At 61.3% G+C, this 15,409-nt stretch carries 17 protein-coding genes; 9 read left to right on the top strand and 8 right to left on the bottom strand.

Features of this window, described 5'->3' with window-relative positions:
• Positions 1-402 precede the first annotated feature (402 nt).
• Positions 403-1,602: a tyrosine--tRNA ligase gene (tyrS, locus tag QYE47_RS23935; protein WP_010951769.1), complete on the bottom strand. Its 1,200-nt coding sequence runs from the start codon at positions 1,600-1,602 to the stop codon at positions 403-405.
• A gap of 213 nt (positions 1,603-1,815) precedes the next feature.
• Between tyrS and QYE47_RS23930 the strand changes: the two genes are divergently transcribed.
• Both QYE47_RS23930 and QYE47_RS23925 read left to right on the top strand, forming a co-directional pair.
• Positions 1,816-3,237: a peptidoglycan DD-metalloendopeptidase family protein gene (locus QYE47_RS23930; protein ID WP_019436722.1), complete on the top strand. Its 1,422-nt coding sequence runs from the start codon at positions 1,816-1,818 to the stop codon at positions 3,235-3,237.
• 3 nt (positions 3,238-3,240) lie between these two features.
• Positions 3,241-4,332, top strand: a complete 1,092-nt coding sequence (locus QYE47_RS23925; protein WP_019436723.1) for an anhydro-N-acetylmuramic acid kinase — start codon at positions 3,241-3,243, stop codon at positions 4,330-4,332.
• A gap of 59 nt (positions 4,333-4,391) precedes the next feature.
• On the opposite strand, the gene erpA is transcribed toward QYE47_RS23925, so the two are convergent.
• Together erpA and argC are read right to left on the bottom strand one after the other, a co-directional pair.
• The gene (gene erpA, locus QYE47_RS23920; protein WP_003255511.1) at positions 4,392-4,742 is read right to left on the bottom strand and encodes an iron-sulfur cluster insertion protein ErpA; all 351 of its coding nucleotides are present in this window, start codon (positions 4,740-4,742) and stop codon (positions 4,392-4,394) included.
• 147 nt (positions 4,743-4,889) lie between these two features.
• A complete protein-coding gene (gene argC / locus QYE47_RS23915) occupies positions 4,890-5,924 on the bottom strand; it encodes an N-acetyl-gamma-glutamyl-phosphate reductase (RefSeq protein ID WP_014589466.1) in 1,035 nt (344 codons plus the stop codon).
• Positions 5,925-6,066: 142 nt separating this feature from the next.
• Between argC and hemJ the strand changes: the two genes are divergently transcribed.
• The 6 genes from hemJ to QYE47_RS23885 all read left to right on the top strand — a co-directional run bounded on the left by hemJ (position 6,067) and on the right by QYE47_RS23885 (position 10,493).
• Positions 6,067-6,492, top strand: coding sequence for a protoporphyrinogen oxidase HemJ (gene hemJ, locus QYE47_RS23910; protein ID WP_014589465.1), 426 nt, complete (start codon positions 6,067-6,069; stop codon positions 6,490-6,492).
• A 28-nt stretch (positions 6,493-6,520) separates the two neighbouring features.
• Entirely contained in the window at positions 6,521-7,477 is a 957-nt protein-coding gene (locus tag QYE47_RS23905; RefSeq protein ID WP_014589464.1) for a nitronate monooxygenase family protein, read from the top strand.
• 67 nt (positions 7,478-7,544) lie between these two features.
• Complete coding sequence (locus QYE47_RS23900; RefSeq protein WP_070383383.1) at positions 7,545-8,327, top strand: SDR family oxidoreductase; 783 nt, start codon at positions 7,545-7,547, stop codon at positions 8,325-8,327.
• A gap of 63 nt (positions 8,328-8,390) precedes the next feature.
• Positions 8,391-8,729 (top strand): histidine triad nucleotide-binding protein, encoded by a 339-nt coding sequence (locus tag QYE47_RS23895; protein WP_003255518.1) that lies wholly within the window; start codon positions 8,391-8,393, stop codon positions 8,727-8,729.
• Positions 8,730-8,794: 65 nt separating this feature from the next.
• A complete protein-coding gene (gene coq7 / locus QYE47_RS23890; protein WP_011953317.1) occupies positions 8,795-9,442 on the top strand; it encodes a 2-polyprenyl-3-methyl-6-methoxy-1,4-benzoquinone monooxygenase in 648 nt (215 codons plus the stop codon).
• Between the two features lie 10 nt (positions 9,443-9,452).
• Positions 9,453-10,493, top strand: a complete 1,041-nt coding sequence (locus tag QYE47_RS23885; protein ID WP_014589462.1) for a DUF2157 domain-containing protein — start codon at positions 9,453-9,455, stop codon at positions 10,491-10,493.
• Between the two features lie 76 nt (positions 10,494-10,569).
• On the opposite strand, the gene QYE47_RS23880 is transcribed toward QYE47_RS23885, so the two are convergent.
• Positions 10,570-10,992, bottom strand: a complete 423-nt coding sequence (locus QYE47_RS23880) for an OsmC family protein (RefSeq protein WP_004376171.1) — start codon at positions 10,990-10,992, stop codon at positions 10,570-10,572.
• A 191-nt stretch (positions 10,993-11,183) separates the two neighbouring features.
• Here QYE47_RS23880 and crp point away from each other — a divergent pair, with 191 nt between their 5' ends.
• Complete coding sequence (crp, locus tag QYE47_RS23875; protein WP_019436724.1) at positions 11,184-11,828, top strand: cAMP-activated global transcriptional regulator CRP; 645 nt, start codon at positions 11,184-11,186, stop codon at positions 11,826-11,828.
• Here the strand turns inward: crp and QYE47_RS23870 are convergent.
• From QYE47_RS23870 to QYE47_RS23855, 4 genes are all read right to left on the bottom strand, one after another.
• Positions 11,825-12,529: a lipoate--protein ligase family protein gene (locus QYE47_RS23870; protein ID WP_014589460.1), complete on the bottom strand. Its 705-nt coding sequence runs from the start codon at positions 12,527-12,529 to the stop codon at positions 11,825-11,827. The two genes, crp and QYE47_RS23870, sit on opposite strands and share 4 nt — an antisense overlap.
• A gap of 147 nt (positions 12,530-12,676) precedes the next feature.
• Positions 12,677-13,510, bottom strand: a complete 834-nt coding sequence (gene trpC, locus QYE47_RS23865) for an indole-3-glycerol phosphate synthase TrpC (protein WP_019436725.1) — start codon at positions 13,508-13,510, stop codon at positions 12,677-12,679.
• Complete coding sequence (trpD, locus tag QYE47_RS23860) at positions 13,507-14,556, bottom strand: anthranilate phosphoribosyltransferase (protein ID WP_014589458.1); 1,050 nt, start codon at positions 14,554-14,556, stop codon at positions 13,507-13,509. The genes trpC and trpD overlap by 4 nt, the downstream gene beginning before the upstream one ends.
• Before the next feature lie 9 nt (positions 14,557-14,565).
• Complete coding sequence (locus QYE47_RS23855; protein ID WP_070383382.1) at positions 14,566-15,159, bottom strand: aminodeoxychorismate/anthranilate synthase component II; 594 nt, start codon at positions 15,157-15,159, stop codon at positions 14,566-14,568.
• Between the last annotated feature and the right edge of the window lie 250 nt (positions 15,160-15,409).

Genomic DNA, 15,409 nt, shown 5'->3' with positions numbered 1-15,409 from the left:
AGAGCTTTTCGTCTCAACCGAGGCGCGCATTCTACGCTTTCCTCAGAGCCTGTCAAGCGTTTATTTTGAAGTTTTTTGCGAGAAACTCGTTTAGCTTCAAACACTTGGCTCGCTGCGATCTCTCGTAGCGGGAGGCGAATCATACAGCACTTGGAAGCGCTGTCAACCATCATCTCAACCGCTTTCGATCATTTGATCGTAGCCCTTACAGCACCTTCCGAATCGTCTAACTCATTGAATCTCAAGGAGTTTGTCGTTCCGTTGTCGCTGGAAGTGGGGCGCATTATAAGGGGATTCGAAAGCCCGTCAACCTTTAATTTCAAGAAACCTTAATATTGCTGAATACAAAGCGGGGAGGCCTACCGGCCTCCCCGCTTCTATATAGCTACACCATCCAGGCAATCACTCAGCCTTGAGGGTAACCCGGCCAAACGACTTCTTGCCCGCTTGGCACACATGGGTAGCACCAAGGACAAACATGAAGTCCTTGTCGACCACTGCACCATCAACTTTCACCGCACCGCTATTCAGCAAGTCTCGCGCCTGCGCCGAGTTCTTGACCAGACCAGCCCGGTTCAGCACCGCAGCAATTGGCAGGTCTTCCGCCGCAGCCACTTCGATCTCCGGCAAGTCTTCCGGCAGCTCGCCTTCCTTCATACGGTTACCGGCAGCACGGTGAGCATTGGCCGCAGCCTCCTCACCATGGAAGCGCGCCACAATTTCTTCCGCCAGCTTGATTTTGATGTCACGTGGGTTGGCGCCATTTGCAACATCGGCCCGGAACTGCTCGATTTCTTCCATCGAACGGAAGCTCAGCAGCTCAAAGTAACGCCACATCAGGGTATCCGGGATCGACACCAGCTTGCTGTACATCACCCCTGGCGCCTCTTGGATGCCGACATAGTTGCCCAGCGACTTCGACATCTTCTTCACGCCGTCGAGCCCTTCGAGCAGTGGCATGGTTACGATGTTCTGCGCTTCCTGGCCATAAGACCGTTGCAGTTCACGCCCCATCAGCAGGTTGAACTTCTGGTCGGTACCGCCCAGCTCGACGTCCGCTTTCAGCGCTACCGAGTCGTACCCCTGCACCAGCGGATAGAGGAACTCGTGAATGGCAATCGGCTGATTGGTGGTGTAACGCTTGTCGAAGTCATCACGCTCCAGCATGCGCGCGACGGTGTACTGCGAAGCCAGGCGAATGAAGTCGGCAGGGGTCAGCTTGTCCATCCATGTGGAGTTGAACGCAACTTCAGTCTTGGCCGGGTCAAGAATCTTGAACACCTGCTGCTTGTACGTCTCGGCGTTCTCCAGCACCTGTTCGCGGGTAAGCGGCGGGCGCGTGGCGCTCTTGCCACTCGGGTCGCCGATCATGCCGGTGAAGTCACCGATCAGGAAGATGACCTGATGGCCCAGATCCTGGAACTGGCGCAGCTTGTTGATCAGCACCGTGTGACCCAGGTGCAGGTCCGGAGCGGTCGGGTCGAAGCCGGCCTTGATGCGCAGAGGTTGGCCGCGCTTGAGCTTCTCCACCAGTTCCGACTCGACCAGTACTTCTTCCGCACCGCGCTTGATAAGCGCCAGCTGCTCTTCAACCGACTTCATAGACAAACCCGCAAGGCTCAGATTCAGGGGGAGCCAACCATACAAGATCGGCCGTCAAATACAAGTTTCGCAAAGGGATGTGACCCGAACACAGGCTTGCGGCGTCTACGCGCCCTTGCGTGAAAATGGATTTGGTTATATTTTATACAGTTATTTCATCTTCATCATGTCATTCATCTTTTCCATTTCACTTTTTTCAAAGTCACCTTGCCCATGACCAACGAACCGCCTAAAGCGCCCCCGCTTTATCCGAAGAGCCATCTGTTGGCCGCCAGCGGCATCGCCGCCCTGCTCAGCCTGGCTTTGCTGGTATTTCCTTCCAGCGAAGTGGAAGCCAAGAAAACTACCCTCAACCTCGAGCTCGAAAGCCCTGCCGAGCAGCTGAAAGACGAATCCCGCGCCGCGCCACTGGTGCAAAGCGAAAGTGAGCAAGGCTCGCCTTTCGCCCAGATCGAAGAGGCTACCCCCGAAACCCAGAAGGCCGATCAGCAGGCTCCGGCCGCCGAACCGGTTGCCGAGGCCGCCAAGGAGCCTGGCCACCGCGAAGTCACCGTGGCCCGCGGCGATACCCTGTCCACCCTGTTCGCCAAGGTTGGTCTGCCTGCCAATGCAGTGCATGACCTGCTGGCAAGTAACAAGCAGGCCAAGCAGTTCAGCCAGCTAAAGCACGGCCAGGTGCTGCAGTTCGAACTCGACAAGGATGGCCAATTGGCCAGCCTGCACAGCAAGGTCAGCAACCTCGAAACCATTCAACTGACCAAGACCGCCAAGGGCTACACCTTCAATCGTGAAATCAGCAAGCCGGTGGTGCGTACCGCCTATGCCCACGGCGTGATCAAGAGCTCGCTGTCGGCATCGGCCCAGCGCGCCGGCCTGTCCCACAGCATGACCATGAGCCTGGCCCGCGTGCTGGGTTACGACATCGACTTCGCTCAGGACATTCGTCCGGGTGACGAATTCGACGTGGTCTATGAGCAGAAAGTGATGGACGGCAAGGTCGTCGGCACCGGCAATATCCTGTCCGCCCGCTTCACCAATCGCGGCAAGACCTACACCGCCGTGCGCTATACCAACAAGCAGGGCAACACTGCCTACTACACCGCCGACGGCAACAGCCTGCGCAAGGCCTTCATCCGTACCCCCGTCGACTTCGCCCGCATCAGCTCGCGCTTTTCCGCCGGCCGCAAGCACCCGATCCTGAACAAGATCCGCGCCCACAAAGGCGTCGACTACGCGGCCCCCCGCGGTACGCCGATCAAGGCAGCCGGTGACGGCCGTATCGAACTGGCCGGTCGCCGAGGCGGCTACGGCAATACCGTGATTATCCAGCACGGTAACCGTTACAAGACGCTGTACGGCCACATGCAGGGCTTCGCCAAGGGCATCAAGACCGGCAGCACGGTCAAGCAGGGCCAGATCATTGGCTATATCGGTACCACTGGCCTGTCCACCGGACCGCACCTGCACTACGAGTTTCAGGTCAACGGCGTGCACGTCGATCCGCTGAGCCAAAAAGTGCCGATGGCCGACCCGATCGCCAAAAACGAGCGCCAACGCTTCCTGCAGCAGAGCCAACCACTGATTGCCCGTATGGACCAGGAAAAGGCAACCATGCTCGCAGCGAACAAGCGCTAAGCCATGGCGCTCTATCTGGGGGTGATGTCCGGCACCAGCCTCGATGGCCTGGACATTGCCCTGATCGAACAAGGCGAGCAGCTTGAGCTGCTCGCCACTCATTACCTGCCCATGCCCGACGACTTGCGGCAGGAGCTGCTTGCCCTGTGCAGCAGCGGCCCTGACGAGATCGCACGTGCGGCACTGGCGGAAAACCGCTGGGCCAGCCTGGCAGGGGAAGGTATCAACCAGTTGCTGGCCCGCCAGGGCCTGAAGGCGGAAGCCATCCGCGCCATTGGTAGCCACGGCCAGACCATCCGCCATGAACCGGCACGTGGTTTTACTGTGCAGATCGGCAACCCGGCGCTGCTCGCCGAACTGACCGGCATCAGCGTGGTCGCCGACTTCCGCCGCCGCGATGTAGCGGCCGGCGGCCAAGGCGCGCCGCTGGTGCCCGCCTTTCACGAAACCCTGTTCAACCACCTTGGCCAGCGACTGGCAATCCTTAACGTAGGCGGTTTCAGCAACCTCAGCCTGATCGAGCAGGACAAGCCGGTTCATGGGTTCGATTGCGGCCCGGGGAACGTGCTGCTGGATGCCTGGATCGAGCGCGAGCACGGCCACGCCTACGATGCAGATGGCGCATGGGCTGCCTCGGGTGTGGTGCAGCCCAGGTTGCTCAGCGTACTGATGGCTGACCCGTTCTTTGCCGGCAGCGGCCCGAAGAGTACCGGCCGCGAGGTATTCAACCTGCCTTGGCTGGATCGCCACCTGGCCACCCTGCCGGCATACCGGGCCCAGGACGTGCAGGCGACACTGCTGGAACTGACCGCACGCAGCATCATCGATTCGCTTGGCAAAGCCCAGCAAGGCACCGAGGCGCTGTTGGTCTGTGGTGGAGGCGCCCGCAACGGCGCGCTGATGGCCCGTCTTGGCCAGCTGCTACCTGCGGCCCGTGTCGCAAGCACTGGCGCCTATGGCGTAGACCCGGACTGGGTCGAAGCCATGGCCTTCGCCTGGCTGGCTCACTGCTGCCTGGAGGGTATCGCCGCCAACCGCCCCAGCGTCACTGCCGCCAAGGGCCTGCGCGTACTGGGCGCAATCTACCCGGCATAGCCGCTACGCCAGAAAGCAAAACGCCGCGCAATTGCGCGGCGTTTTCGTATGCCCAGCCCTTAGATCGAGAACGACGACCCGCAACCGCAGGTGGTCGCGGCATTCGGGTTCTTGATCACGAAACGCGAACCTTCCAGGCCTTCCTGGTAGTCCACTTCGGCACCTGCCAGGTACTGGAAGCTCATCGGGTCGACCACCAGGGAAACGCCCTCGCGCTCGACAATGGTGTCATCTTCGGCCACGTCTTCATCGAAGGTGAAGCCATACTGGAAGCCCGAGCAACCACCACCGGTCACGAACACCCGCAGTTTCAGACGTTCATTGCCTTCCTCATTGACCAGGTTTTTCACCTTCTGGGCTGCCCCATGGGTGAACTCCAGACCTGTAGGGGTGAAGGTTTCGACGCTCATGTTGATTCTCCCGGCGCGGTAGCCGCCATAAAACTCGATGACGCGCATTATCCGCTTTCCCGAGAAAATCGGTCAAGAATTGTGCGGCTTTAGTCGCGACCTGCAAAAAGGCCCGCACGACGCGGGCCTTTTCCAATGCTGGCGGACTTACGGCAGCAAGCCGGCATGGGCCAGGCCCATGCGCTCATCCAGGCCGAATAGAATGTTGAGGTTCTGCACCGCCTGGCCGGAGGCGCCCTTGACCAGGTTGTCGATCACCGACAGCACCACCACCAGGTCACCACCCTGCGGACGATGAACGGCAATGCGGCAGACGTTGGCACCACGCACGCTACGGGTTTCCGGATGGCTGCCTGCTGGCATCACGTCGACGAACGGTTCATCGGCGTAGCGTTTCTCGAACAGCGCCTGCAGGTCGACCGACGTATCGACCACGTTCGCGTAAAGGGTGGCGTGGATACCACGGATCATCGGCGTCAGGTGCGGCACGAACGTCAGGCCGATATCCTTGCCAGCGGCCAGGCGCAAGCCTTGGCTGATTTCTGGCAGGTGACGATGCCCCTTGACTGCATAGGCCTTCATGCTCTCGCCGGCTTCGCAGAACAGCGAGCCCACTGCGGCGCCACGGCCAGCGCCGCTGACACCCGACTTGCAGTCGGCGATCAGGCGCGACGGGTCAGCCAGCCCTGCTTCCAGCAGCGGCAGGAAGCCCAGCTGGGTTGCGGTCGGATAGCAACCCGGCACAGCGATCAGGCGGGCCTGGCGGATCTTCTCGCGGTTGACTTCCGGCAGGCCATACACTGCGTCCTTGAGCAGCTCTGGTGCGCCATGGGGCTGACCGTACCATTTGCCCCACTCAGCGGCATCCTGCAGACGGAAGTCGGCCGACAGGTCGATCACCTTGGTGCCAGCTGCCAGCAGCTCACCAGCCAGGGCGTGGGCAACACCATGCGGAGTGGCGAAGAACACCACATCGCAGGCGGCCAGGGCCTTGCTGTCCGGCACGCTGAACGCCAGCCCGTCATAGTGGCCGCGCAAGTTCGGGTACATGTCCGCCACCGCCACGCCCGCCTCGGAGCGCGAAGTGATGACCGCCACTTCGGCCTGTGGATGCTGTGCCAGCAGACGCAACAGTTCGACGCCGGTGTAACCCGTGCCGCCGACGATACCGACCTTGATCATAACGCTTGCCCCTTATAAACGAGCCGTCTGGAAAGCGCACGATAATAGGGGCGCAGGGCGCCTGTAACAACTCTTCGGGTGACCCTTCGGGCGCCTGACCACTACTATCTGACGACCGTGACTATCTGAAGGAACTCCCTCCATGCTTTACCTATGGATCAAAGCGCTGCATATCGTCAGCGTGGTCTGCTGGTTCGCCGGCCTGTTCTACCTGCCCAGGCTGTTCGTCTACCACGCCCAGAGCCAGGACAGCATCAGCCAGGAACGCTTCGTTACCATGGAGCGCAAGCTGTACCGCGGCATCATGAACCCGGCGATGATCGCCACCTACATTTTTGGCGCCTGGATGCTGTACCTCACCCCCGGCTGGCTGAGCCAGGGGTGGCTGCATGCCAAGCTCACCCTGGTCATCCTGCTGACCGGCTACCATCACGTATGCGGTGCCCAGCGCAAACGCTTCGCCAACGGCACCAACACCCGCAGCCACGTTTACTATCGCTGGTTCAACGAAGTGCCCGTGCTGATCCTGCTGGCTATCGTCATTCTGGTGGTGGTGAAACCGTTCTGACATAGCCGCCCGCTCAAGGAGCCTTGCCATGTCGCTACCTGCCTCGCTCGAACAACGCCTGCGGCTGCCCGTGGTTGCCGCGCCGATGTTCCTCATCTCCAACCCCCAACTGGTGCTGGCCTGCTGCGCCAGCGGTGTAGTTGGCAGTTTCCCGGCCCTGAACCAACGCGACAGCGCTGGCTTCAAGGCTTGGCTGGAAGAGATCGAGGCAGGCCTGGCTCAACTGCAGGCGCCAGCGCCCTACGCCGTCAACCTGATCGTCCACCCGACCAACCCGCGCCTGCAGGCCGACTTGGCCTTGTGCGTCGAACAGCGTGTACCAATCGTTATCACCAGCCTGGGGGCGGTAAAGGAAGTGGTCGATGCCGTACACGGCTACGGCGGCCTGGTGCTCCACGATGTCACCACCCGCCGGCATGCAGAAAAAGCCGCCGAAGCCGGTGTCGATGGCCTTATCGCCGTCGCCGCCGGCGCAGGCGGCCATGCCGGCACCTGGAGCCCGTTCGCCCTGGCCGCAGAAATTCGCCAGTTCTTCGACAAGACCCTGCTGCTGGCTGGTTGCATTAACCACGGCCACGAAATCCTGGCCGCACAACTGCTGGGGGCGGACTTGGCATACATGGGCACGCGCTTCATCGCCACCACAGAAAGCCAGGCTCAGGGCACCTACAAACAGATGCTGCTGGATGCCCATGCCGCCGACATCATTCACACACCCGTGGTGTCCGGCATCCCCGCCAGCTTCTTGCGCCAGAGCCTGGAGCAGGCCGGCTACGACATGAACGCCCTCAAAGGCGGGCAGGTGCAAGGCAAGCTCAAGCCGATCGATGACGAAGCCAAGGCCTGGAAGACCGTATGGTCAGCGGGCCAGGGCGTCGGTGCAATCCATGACCTGCCCAGCGCCAGCGCATTGATCGAGCGCCTGCATGGCGAGTACCGGCAAGCCCTGGAGCACTGCCAGGTTCTGCGCGCCCGCGCCTTGTAGCAAAAGGCAACACCTTGCACGGGCAAGTTGTACACTAGGCGCCCTCTTCCGGCCCCAGGAGCCTTGCATGACCCGTTACGCCATGATCACTGGTGCTTCCAGCGGCCTGGGCCTGGCCTTGGCGGAAGCGCTGGCACGGCGCGGGCGGAACCTGATCCTGGTGTCACGCCAACGAGAAACGCTGGAGCCTGTCGCCATCGAGCTGACCCAGCGTTTCGGTGTCGAGGTGCTGTTCCGCGCCTGCGACCTCAGCCAGCCGTTGCGCCTTTCAGGCTTCGTGCTGGAGCTGGAAGAAGGCGAGCGGCGTATCGATTTACTGGTCAACTGCGCGGGCTTGCGCACCTATGGCCCGTTCCTGGCCCATGAATGGGCCGACGAACAGGATCTGCTGGAAGTCAACGTGCTGGCCCTGAGCCGCCTGTGCCACGCCATCGGTAACCTGATGGCTGTACAGGGTGGCGGGCAGATTCTCAACGTCGCCGGCTTGGCCGGGGTGGCGCCTGGCCCATGGATGGCCGCCTATGCCGCCAGCAAGGCCTACGTGCTGAGCTTTTCCCAGGCCCTGCGTGAAGAACTCAAGCGTACCGGCATCAAGGTCTCGGTACTGTGCCCTGGCCCAGTACGTTCCGCACGCCGGCGCATTGCGCGGCTCGATGGCAAGCCGCGCTGTCTCAGCCCCGAGGAAGTGGCGCTGTACACCGTGCGGGCACTGGACAAGAACCGCGCACTGATCATGCCCGGCCGGCGCAACCGCTGGCTGGCGTTCGCACCGAGGCTGCTGCCGCGCTGGCTGGTGCGCAAGCTGGCCGGGGCCATCCACCGCCGCTATTGCCCCTCAGGCATGGAATAGCCACTGGGCGAGCGGCTCACGGCTGAGTACACTCGGCCCGACCCTCACCATGGAGCAAGTGCTGTGGACGATCTATTCCTCAAAATCATCAACCGGGAAATCCCGGCAGATATCATCTATGAAGACGACCAGATCCTGGCCTTCAAGGACATTGCACCCGCGGCACCGGTACATTTTCTGGTCATCCCGAAAAAGCACATTCGCACCCTCAATGACCTGACCGAAGAAGACAAGGCCCTGGCTGGCCACATCCTGTTCACCGCCCAGCGCCTGGCTGTCGAACAAGGCTGCGAGGAAGGTTTCCGTGTGGTCATGAACTGCAACCCAAAAGGCGGCCAGACCGTCTACCACATCCATATGCACGTGCTTGGCCAGCGCCAGATGAACTGGCCACCGGGCTGACCCACGGCAAGCGACCCCGCCGCTATTGCGGTAAACTGTCGGGCACATTCTTGCGGAGGTGCCCGATGGCTACCGAACGTCACTACTCGCCGCTCGACCGCTTGTTGCTGCAGGCCGATACTGCCATGCGCACCTTGCTGCCTTTCAGCGGCCAACCCGCCCGGCCATCGCCGGCCATCGTCCAGCCAGACGTTGACCTGGACGAACAACAGGCCCGTCATATTGCCGGACTGATGCGCATCAACCATACCGGTGAAGTCTGCGCCCAGGCGCTGTACCAAGGCCAAGCCCTGACCGCCAAGCTGCCGGAAGTGCGCAAGGCCATGGAGCATGCCGCCGAGGAAGAAGTGGACCACCTGGCCTGGTGCGAGCAGCGCATTCGCCAGCTGAACAGCCACCCGAGCGTGCTCAACCCTCTGTTCTACGGCATGTCGTTCGGCATCGGCGCGCTGGCCGGGCTGGTCAGCGACAAAGTCAGCCTGGGCTTCGTCGCCGCTACCGAACATCAGGTGTGCAAGCACCTTGACGAGCACTTGGAGCAGCTCCCGCACGAAGATGAAAAATCCCGGGCCATTCTCGAGCAAATGCGCATCGACGAAGAACAGCACGCCGAGTCTGCACTGGAAGCCGGTGGTTACCGCTTCCCGGCCCCCGTCCGCTTTGGCATGAGCTTGCTGGCCAAGGTCATGACCAAGAGCACATACCGTATCTGAAGGCATCACCATGACGGATCGATTCGACGCCAAGGACCTGGCGCGCGCCGTGCAAGCAGGCATTCTCCAACCAGGTCAGGACCAAAGCCTGTTGGCATTCCTGCGCCAGCAACCCGCACCACGTGGCAGCTTTCAGCTGGCCCATGTTGCCTTCTACTTTGGCGCCATGCTGATCATGGCGGCCTTGGGCTGGTTGCTCACCGAGGCCTGGATGAGCCTCGGTGACAGCGCGCTGTTGATCATCGCCAGCCTCTATATCCTGTTGATCACCTTGTTCGCCCTCAATCTGCAACGCCGCGCCCAGCCCGTCGCCGCTGGCGTGCTGGCAGCTGTAGCAGTCAGCATCGTGCCGCTGGCGGTATTCGCTATCGAACGCATGTTCGGCTGGTGGCCACTGGACGATGTGCAGGCCGACTACCACCAGTACTACACCTACGTGCAGGGTGGCTGGCTGGCGATGGAAGCGGCCACGGTGCTTGCCGGGCTGCTGATGCTGCGGCTGATCCCCTACCCGTTCGTCGTCATGCCAATGGCCGTAGCCTTGTGGTTCATGTCGATGGACCTTAGCGAGTGGTTCTTCGGCTCCCCGTTCAGCTGGGAGCAGCGCCGCCAGGTATCCCTGTGGTTTGGGCTGGGCTTGCTGGTGGTGTTCCTCGTGATAGACGGCCGCACGCGTGAAGACTACGCCCGTTGGGGTTACCTCGCCGGACTGGCAGCATTCTGGGGCGGGTTGACACTACTGGAAAGCGGCAGTGAGTTGGGCAAGGCCATTTACTGCCTGATCAACATTGCGCTGATGGGCATGGCGGTGCTGCTGCGTCGGCCGGTGTTCATGGTGTTTGGTGCGCTGGGGGTGGCGGCTTATCTGGGATATCTGTCGTACGAGGTGTTTGCCCAGTCGCTGCTGTTCCCGGTGGTGCTGACCATGATCGGGCTGGGGGTTATCTGGCTTGGGCTGGTTTACCAGAAGCGCCGGGAGCGGTTGAGCCAGGCGCTGAGAAGCAGTCTTCCGCAATGGTTGCGGATAGCCCTTCCGGCCCTGCGCAACTGAAGCTCGCCCGGGCCGCAGGTGGGAGCGGGTTCACCCGCTTCCACAAGGGCTGCAAAGCGGCCCCGGAATCTCAGCCTTAACCCAGCTCTACGATTTCGTACCCATGGGTAATCTCAACCCCGGCACGCTCAAGCATGATCGAAGCCGAGCAATACTTTTCCGCCGACAGCTCCACCGCCCGCTTGACCTGCGCCTCTTTCAGCCCACGCCCCTTCACCACGAAGTTCATGTGAATCTTGGTGAACACCTTAGGGTCTTCGCTGGCGCGCTCCGCCTCCAGAAATGCCTCGCAGCTTTCCACTGCCTGGCGCGACTTCTTCAGAATGCTGACCACGTCAAAGCTGCTGCAGCCACCCAGGCCCAGCAACAGCATTTCCATCGGTCGCACGCCCAGGTTGCGGCCGCCGGCCTCGGGCGGGCCGTCCATTACGACGACATGGCCGCTCCCCGATTCGCCGAGGAACATTGCCTCACCGGCCCACTGGATACGTGCCTTCATCTACCCGGACTCCTGATTTTCGGAAAAGGGTGTCAGCTTAGACCTTGCGCGGCTGTGGGAAAAGCACGAGATGTGTCGGTTTAGTACCGAAACATCTTGTAGTGTCTGATAAGCTGGCGCCAAATGACTGGCGCTTTCCGTCAGCCAACCTCTAAAAAAAGCCTATGCGTCATATCGAACAGGATTTCGTGATGGTTGCCTCCGCCCTACCCGCCAAGATAAAGAACATCGACAAGCTACTGGTACACTGCCAGCGCCGCCGCTACACCGCCAAAAGCAATATCATCTGCGCCGGCGACCGGGCCGAGACACTGTCTTTTATCATCAAGGGTTCGGTCACCATCCTCATCGAGGACGACGACGGCCATGAAATGATCATTGCCTACCTCAACAATGGCGATTTTTTTGGCGAGCTAGGCCTGTTCGAGCCCGTTGATGGCGAGCAGCAGCGCAGTGCCTGGGTACGCGCCAAGACCGAATGCGAAGTGGCCGAAATCAGCTACGAGAAGTTTCGCGAGCTGGCGCGCCAGGACCCGGAAATCCTCTATGCCCTGGGTAGCCAGATGGCCCAGCGCCTGCGCAACACCACGCGCAAGGTTGGCGATTTGGCATTTTTCGACGTCACCGGGCGAGTTGCCCGTTGCCTGCTGGAACTGTGCAAGCAGCCCGACGCCATGACCCACCCCGATGGCATGCAAATCAAGATTACCCGTCAGGAAATTGGCCGAATCGTCGGTTGCTCTCGGGAAATGGTCGGCCGCGTTCTCAAAGACCTTGAGGAACGCAGCCTGGTGCAGGTCAAGGGCAAGACCATGGTGGTCTACGGTACCCGCTAGTCCTTGGGCAACTCGGCCAGTACCTTGGCGTAGGCCTGCGAAAGGCGCTCGAACCAGGGTGCTGCCGGCGCCACTTCGTGCAAGGCGATGTGCGCATCGGCGCGACAGCGTTGCTCCAGCTCACAGCACTCGTTGAAGCGGTTGACCGCCGCCACCATCGACTCACGCTCGTTGTCCAGCAGCAGCGCACCGTGCACCAGCACCACCGGGCGCTTGCCACCCAGGCCCTGACGCCAGCGCTGGGCGGTACCCACCAATTTGCGGCCATTGAGGTTGACGTTGTAGCGGCCATCGCAGAAGGCCCCGTCGATTTCCCCGACCGACGCTACACCGCCCCACTCGCGCAGCACATCGCACAGCGGCAGACACAGGCGCTCGTAGGCATTTTCGATACGGCCATGGTCGCCTTCACTGCGCGGCGCGGCGTAGACCAGTGCAACGTTCACCGTCGAATGCGACTGAGGCACCGGCTCACCGCCGGTTTCTCGCAACAGCACCGGCCAGCCAGCAATAGCCAATTCCGCGCAGGCGACCTCGAAGTTGCCCAGCCGGCTCATGCGCCGAGGCATGACCAGCGCGTGGTCGGTGGGGCGCCAGAACAGCACGCCACTTTCGCGTTCGCCGCGGCAGACGGCGGCCAGCAGCTCCTGCTCGGCGTGCAGGCCTTGTTCGACGCTCAGGGCCAGGGGTTGATCGGTCATTGATCCACCTATGATGTTGATTTCACTGGCCTCTTCGCGGGTAAACCCGCCCCTACGACAGGGCGCGTACCCGTGTAGGGGCGGGATTGCCCGCGAAGAGGCCACTACAGGTACAAAAAAGCCGGCAAAAACGCCGGCTTCATTTGATCAGTCCAGTTGCTGAACAGTCTTCTTCACCTGCTCAGGGAAGAACAGCCGCTGTAATTCCAGGCCAGGCTGCTCAGCGCGCATGAACGCCTCACCCACCAGGAACGAGTAAACCTCGTTGATTGCCATCAGCTCCACATCGGCCCGGTTGAGAATACCGCTTTCGGTAATCGCCAGACGGTCACGCGGAATGCGCGGCAGCAGGTCAAGGGTGGTTTCCAGGCTGACCTCGAAGGTGTGCAGGTTGCGGTTGTTCACCCCCACCAGCGGCGTGTCCAGTGTTGTCAGCGCGCGCTCCAGTTCATCGCCATCGTGCACTTCCACCAGCACGTCGAGGCCGACGTCCTTGGCAGTGGCGGCCAGTTCAGCCATCTTCACGTCATCCAGCGCCGACACGATCAGCAGTACGCAATCTGCCCCCAGGGCACGGGCTTCGACGATCTGGTAAGGGTCGACCATGAAGTCCTTGCGGATCACCGGCAGCGAAACAGCCGCGCGGGCCTGCTGCAAGTACTCATCGGCACCCTGGAAATAATCGACATCGGTCAACACCGACAGGCAGGTGGCCCCGCCCTTCTCGTAGCTGACCGCGATTTCCGCTGGCACGAAGTGCTCGCGGATCACGCCCTTGCTTGGCGAAGCCTTCTTGATTTCGGCAATCACCGCGGGCTGCTTGCGCTTGGCCTGCTCGATCAGCGCGTTGGCGAAGCCTCGCGGGGCGTCAGCGGCCTTGGCCAGGCCCTCCAGTTCGGCGAGGCTGACGCGCGCACTGCGCTCGGCCACTTCCTGAAACTTGCGGGCAATGATCCTTTCCAGCACCGTCGGCACACTCATGCTTCGTTCTCCACCTTGAATACTGCAGTAAAGGCACCCAATTCCTGCAGCTTTTCCCAGGCCAGGCCGGTGTGCAGTACATCATGGGCCAGTTCTACACCGGCTTTCAGGCTCATGGCATGGTCAGCGGCATACAGCGCCGCGCCAGCATTAAGCACGATCATCTCGGCGGCCTTCTGACCGTTCTCGGTCTTGCGCCGCCCCAGCGCATCGCGGATCAACTCCAGCGAAGCCTGAGGGCTCTCGACAGCCAGGCCATGAAGGCTCTGGCTCTTCATGCCGAGGTCTTCCGGCTCTACCCAATATTCAGTGATTTCGCCGTTTTTCAGTTCGGCAACGAAGGTGGGTGCAGCCAGGCTGAACTCGTCCAGACCATCCTTCGAGTGCACGACCAGCACATGCTTGCTCCCCAGGCGCTGCAGCACCTCAGCCAGCGGGCGGCAAAGGGTTTGCGCGAACACACCAACCACCTGGTGCTTCACTCCGGCCGGATTCGTAAGCGGGCCGAGCATATTGAACAGGGTGCGCAACCCCAGTTCTCGACGCGGGCCAGCGGCATGTTTCATGGCCGAGTGGTGACTTTGCGCGAACATGAAGCCGATGCCCAGGCTGTCGATGCAGCGTGCCACTTGCGTTGGCGTCAGGTTCAGGTAGATGCCGGCAGCTTCCAGCAGGTCGGCACTGCCGCTCTTGCCCGATACCGCGCGGTTACCATGCTTGGCCACCGGGCAGCCCGCCGCCGCCAGGACGAAAGACGAAGCAGTGGACACGTTGAAGATGTTGGCGCCATCACCGCCGGTCCCGACAATATCGACGACACCATCGAGGCTTTGCAGCTCGACCTTTTCGGCCAGCTCGCGCATCACCGACACCGCACCGACGATTTCGTCGATGCTTTCGCTTTTCATGCGCATGCCCATCAGGAAGGCGCCTATCTGCGCCTCGCTGCACTGACCGGTCATGATCTGGCGCATGACCTCGCGCATTTCTTCGGTAGTAAGGTCCAACTGGCCGACGATACGGCTCAACGCACTCTTGATATCCATGTTCGATCCTTAACGGCGGCCGCCGGTCTGCTTGAGGAAGTTGGCGAACAGTTCGTGGCCCTGCTCGGTCAGGATCGACTCAGGGTGGAATTGCACCCCTTCGATATTCAGCGTCTTGTGGCGCAGGCCCATGATCTCATCGACCGAACCGTCAGCATGGGAGGTCCAGGCGGTAACTTCCAGGCAGTCGGGCAAGGTTTCACGCTTTACCACCAGCGAGTGGTAACGGGTCACGGTCAGCGGGTTGTTAAGGCTGGCGAACACGCCCAGGTCGCGGTGATATACCGGGCTGGTCTTGCCGTGCATGACCTGGCGTGCACGTACAACGTCGCCGCCAAAGGCCTGCCCGATTGACTGGTGGCCCAGGCATACGCCGAGGACTGGCAACTTCCCGGCGAAATGCAGGATGGCCTCGATGGACACGCCTGCCTCGCTTGGGGTGCACGGGCCCGGAGATACGACGATGCGCTCAGGGTTGAGGGCCTCAATCTGGGCGATGGTCATTTCGTCATTGCGAATGACCTTGACCTCGGCACCCAGCTCGCCAAGGTACTGAACGACGTTGTAAGTGAATGAGTCGTAATTGTCGATCATCAGTAACATGGTGTTAAACCTCTTGAATCTACTGACTTCATGATTCGAACCTTCCTGCACCAGCCACAGGCGCGGCTTTGCCACAACGGGCGGTAAACGAGAAGGCAAACGGGGGCGGGCCGGGCGGGCCGGCAGGAGATAAAGTCAGGCGCGCCAACGCCAACGGGCGTGGGCCTTGATTACGCGCATCAAGAGTTTGCTGACGATCAACACAGGATAGGTCTCGCTCATACGTCCCGGCACAGTAGCCTACCGGGGC

This window comes from Pseudomonas sp. 2,4-D, assembly GCF_030418155.1.
GTDB classification, from domain to species: domain Bacteria; phylum Pseudomonadota; class Gammaproteobacteria; order Pseudomonadales; family Pseudomonadaceae; genus Aquipseudomonas; species Aquipseudomonas alloputida.
This window is presented reverse-complemented; position numbering and strand designations above follow the sequence as displayed.

What these genes read in the sequence shown, in the direction of transcription:
- QYE47_RS23855 (WP_070383382.1), bottom strand. Translation starts at nt 15,159, where the DNA reads ATGTTACTGATGATCGACAATTACGACTCATTCACTTACAACGTCGTT.
- QYE47_RS23900 (WP_070383383.1), top strand. Translation starts at nt 7,545, where the DNA reads ATGACCCGTTACGCCATGATCACTGGTGCTTCCAGCGGCCTGGGCCTG.
- trpD (WP_014589458.1), bottom strand. Translation starts at nt 14,556, where the DNA reads ATGGATATCAAGAGTGCGTTGAGCCGTATCGTCGGCCAGTTGGACCTT.
- QYE47_RS23885 (WP_014589462.1), top strand. Translation starts at nt 9,453, where the DNA reads ATGACGGATCGATTCGACGCCAAGGACCTGGCGCGCGCCGTGCAAGCA.
- QYE47_RS23930 (WP_019436722.1), top strand. Translation starts at nt 1,816, where the DNA reads ATGACCAACGAACCGCCTAAAGCGCCCCCGCTTTATCCGAAGAGCCAT.
- trpC (WP_019436725.1), bottom strand. Translation starts at nt 13,510, where the DNA reads ATGAGTGTGCCGACGGTGCTGGAAAGGATCATTGCCCGCAAGTTTCAG.
- coq7 (WP_011953317.1), top strand. Translation starts at nt 8,795, where the DNA reads ATGGCTACCGAACGTCACTACTCGCCGCTCGACCGCTTGTTGCTGCAG.
- QYE47_RS23880 (WP_004376171.1), bottom strand. Translation starts at nt 10,992, where the DNA reads ATGAAGGCACGTATCCAGTGGGCCGGTGAGGCAATGTTCCTCGGCGAA.
- QYE47_RS23925 (WP_019436723.1), top strand. Translation starts at nt 3,241, where the DNA reads ATGGCGCTCTATCTGGGGGTGATGTCCGGCACCAGCCTCGATGGCCTG.
- hemJ (WP_014589465.1), top strand. Translation starts at nt 6,067, where the DNA reads ATGCTTTACCTATGGATCAAAGCGCTGCATATCGTCAGCGTGGTCTGC.
- crp (WP_019436724.1), top strand. Translation starts at nt 11,184, where the DNA reads ATGGTTGCCTCCGCCCTACCCGCCAAGATAAAGAACATCGACAAGCTA.
- QYE47_RS23905 (WP_014589464.1), top strand. Translation starts at nt 6,521, where the DNA reads ATGTCGCTACCTGCCTCGCTCGAACAACGCCTGCGGCTGCCCGTGGTT.
- QYE47_RS23870 (WP_014589460.1), bottom strand. Translation starts at nt 12,529, where the DNA reads ATGACCGATCAACCCCTGGCCCTGAGCGTCGAACAAGGCCTGCACGCC.
- tyrS (WP_010951769.1), bottom strand. Translation starts at nt 1,602, where the DNA reads ATGAAGTCGGTTGAAGAGCAGCTGGCGCTTATCAAGCGCGGTGCGGAA.
- erpA (WP_003255511.1), bottom strand. Translation starts at nt 4,742, where the DNA reads ATGAGCGTCGAAACCTTCACCCCTACAGGTCTGGAGTTCACCCATGGG.
- argC (WP_014589466.1), bottom strand. Translation starts at nt 5,924, where the DNA reads ATGATCAAGGTCGGTATCGTCGGCGGCACGGGTTACACCGGCGTCGAA.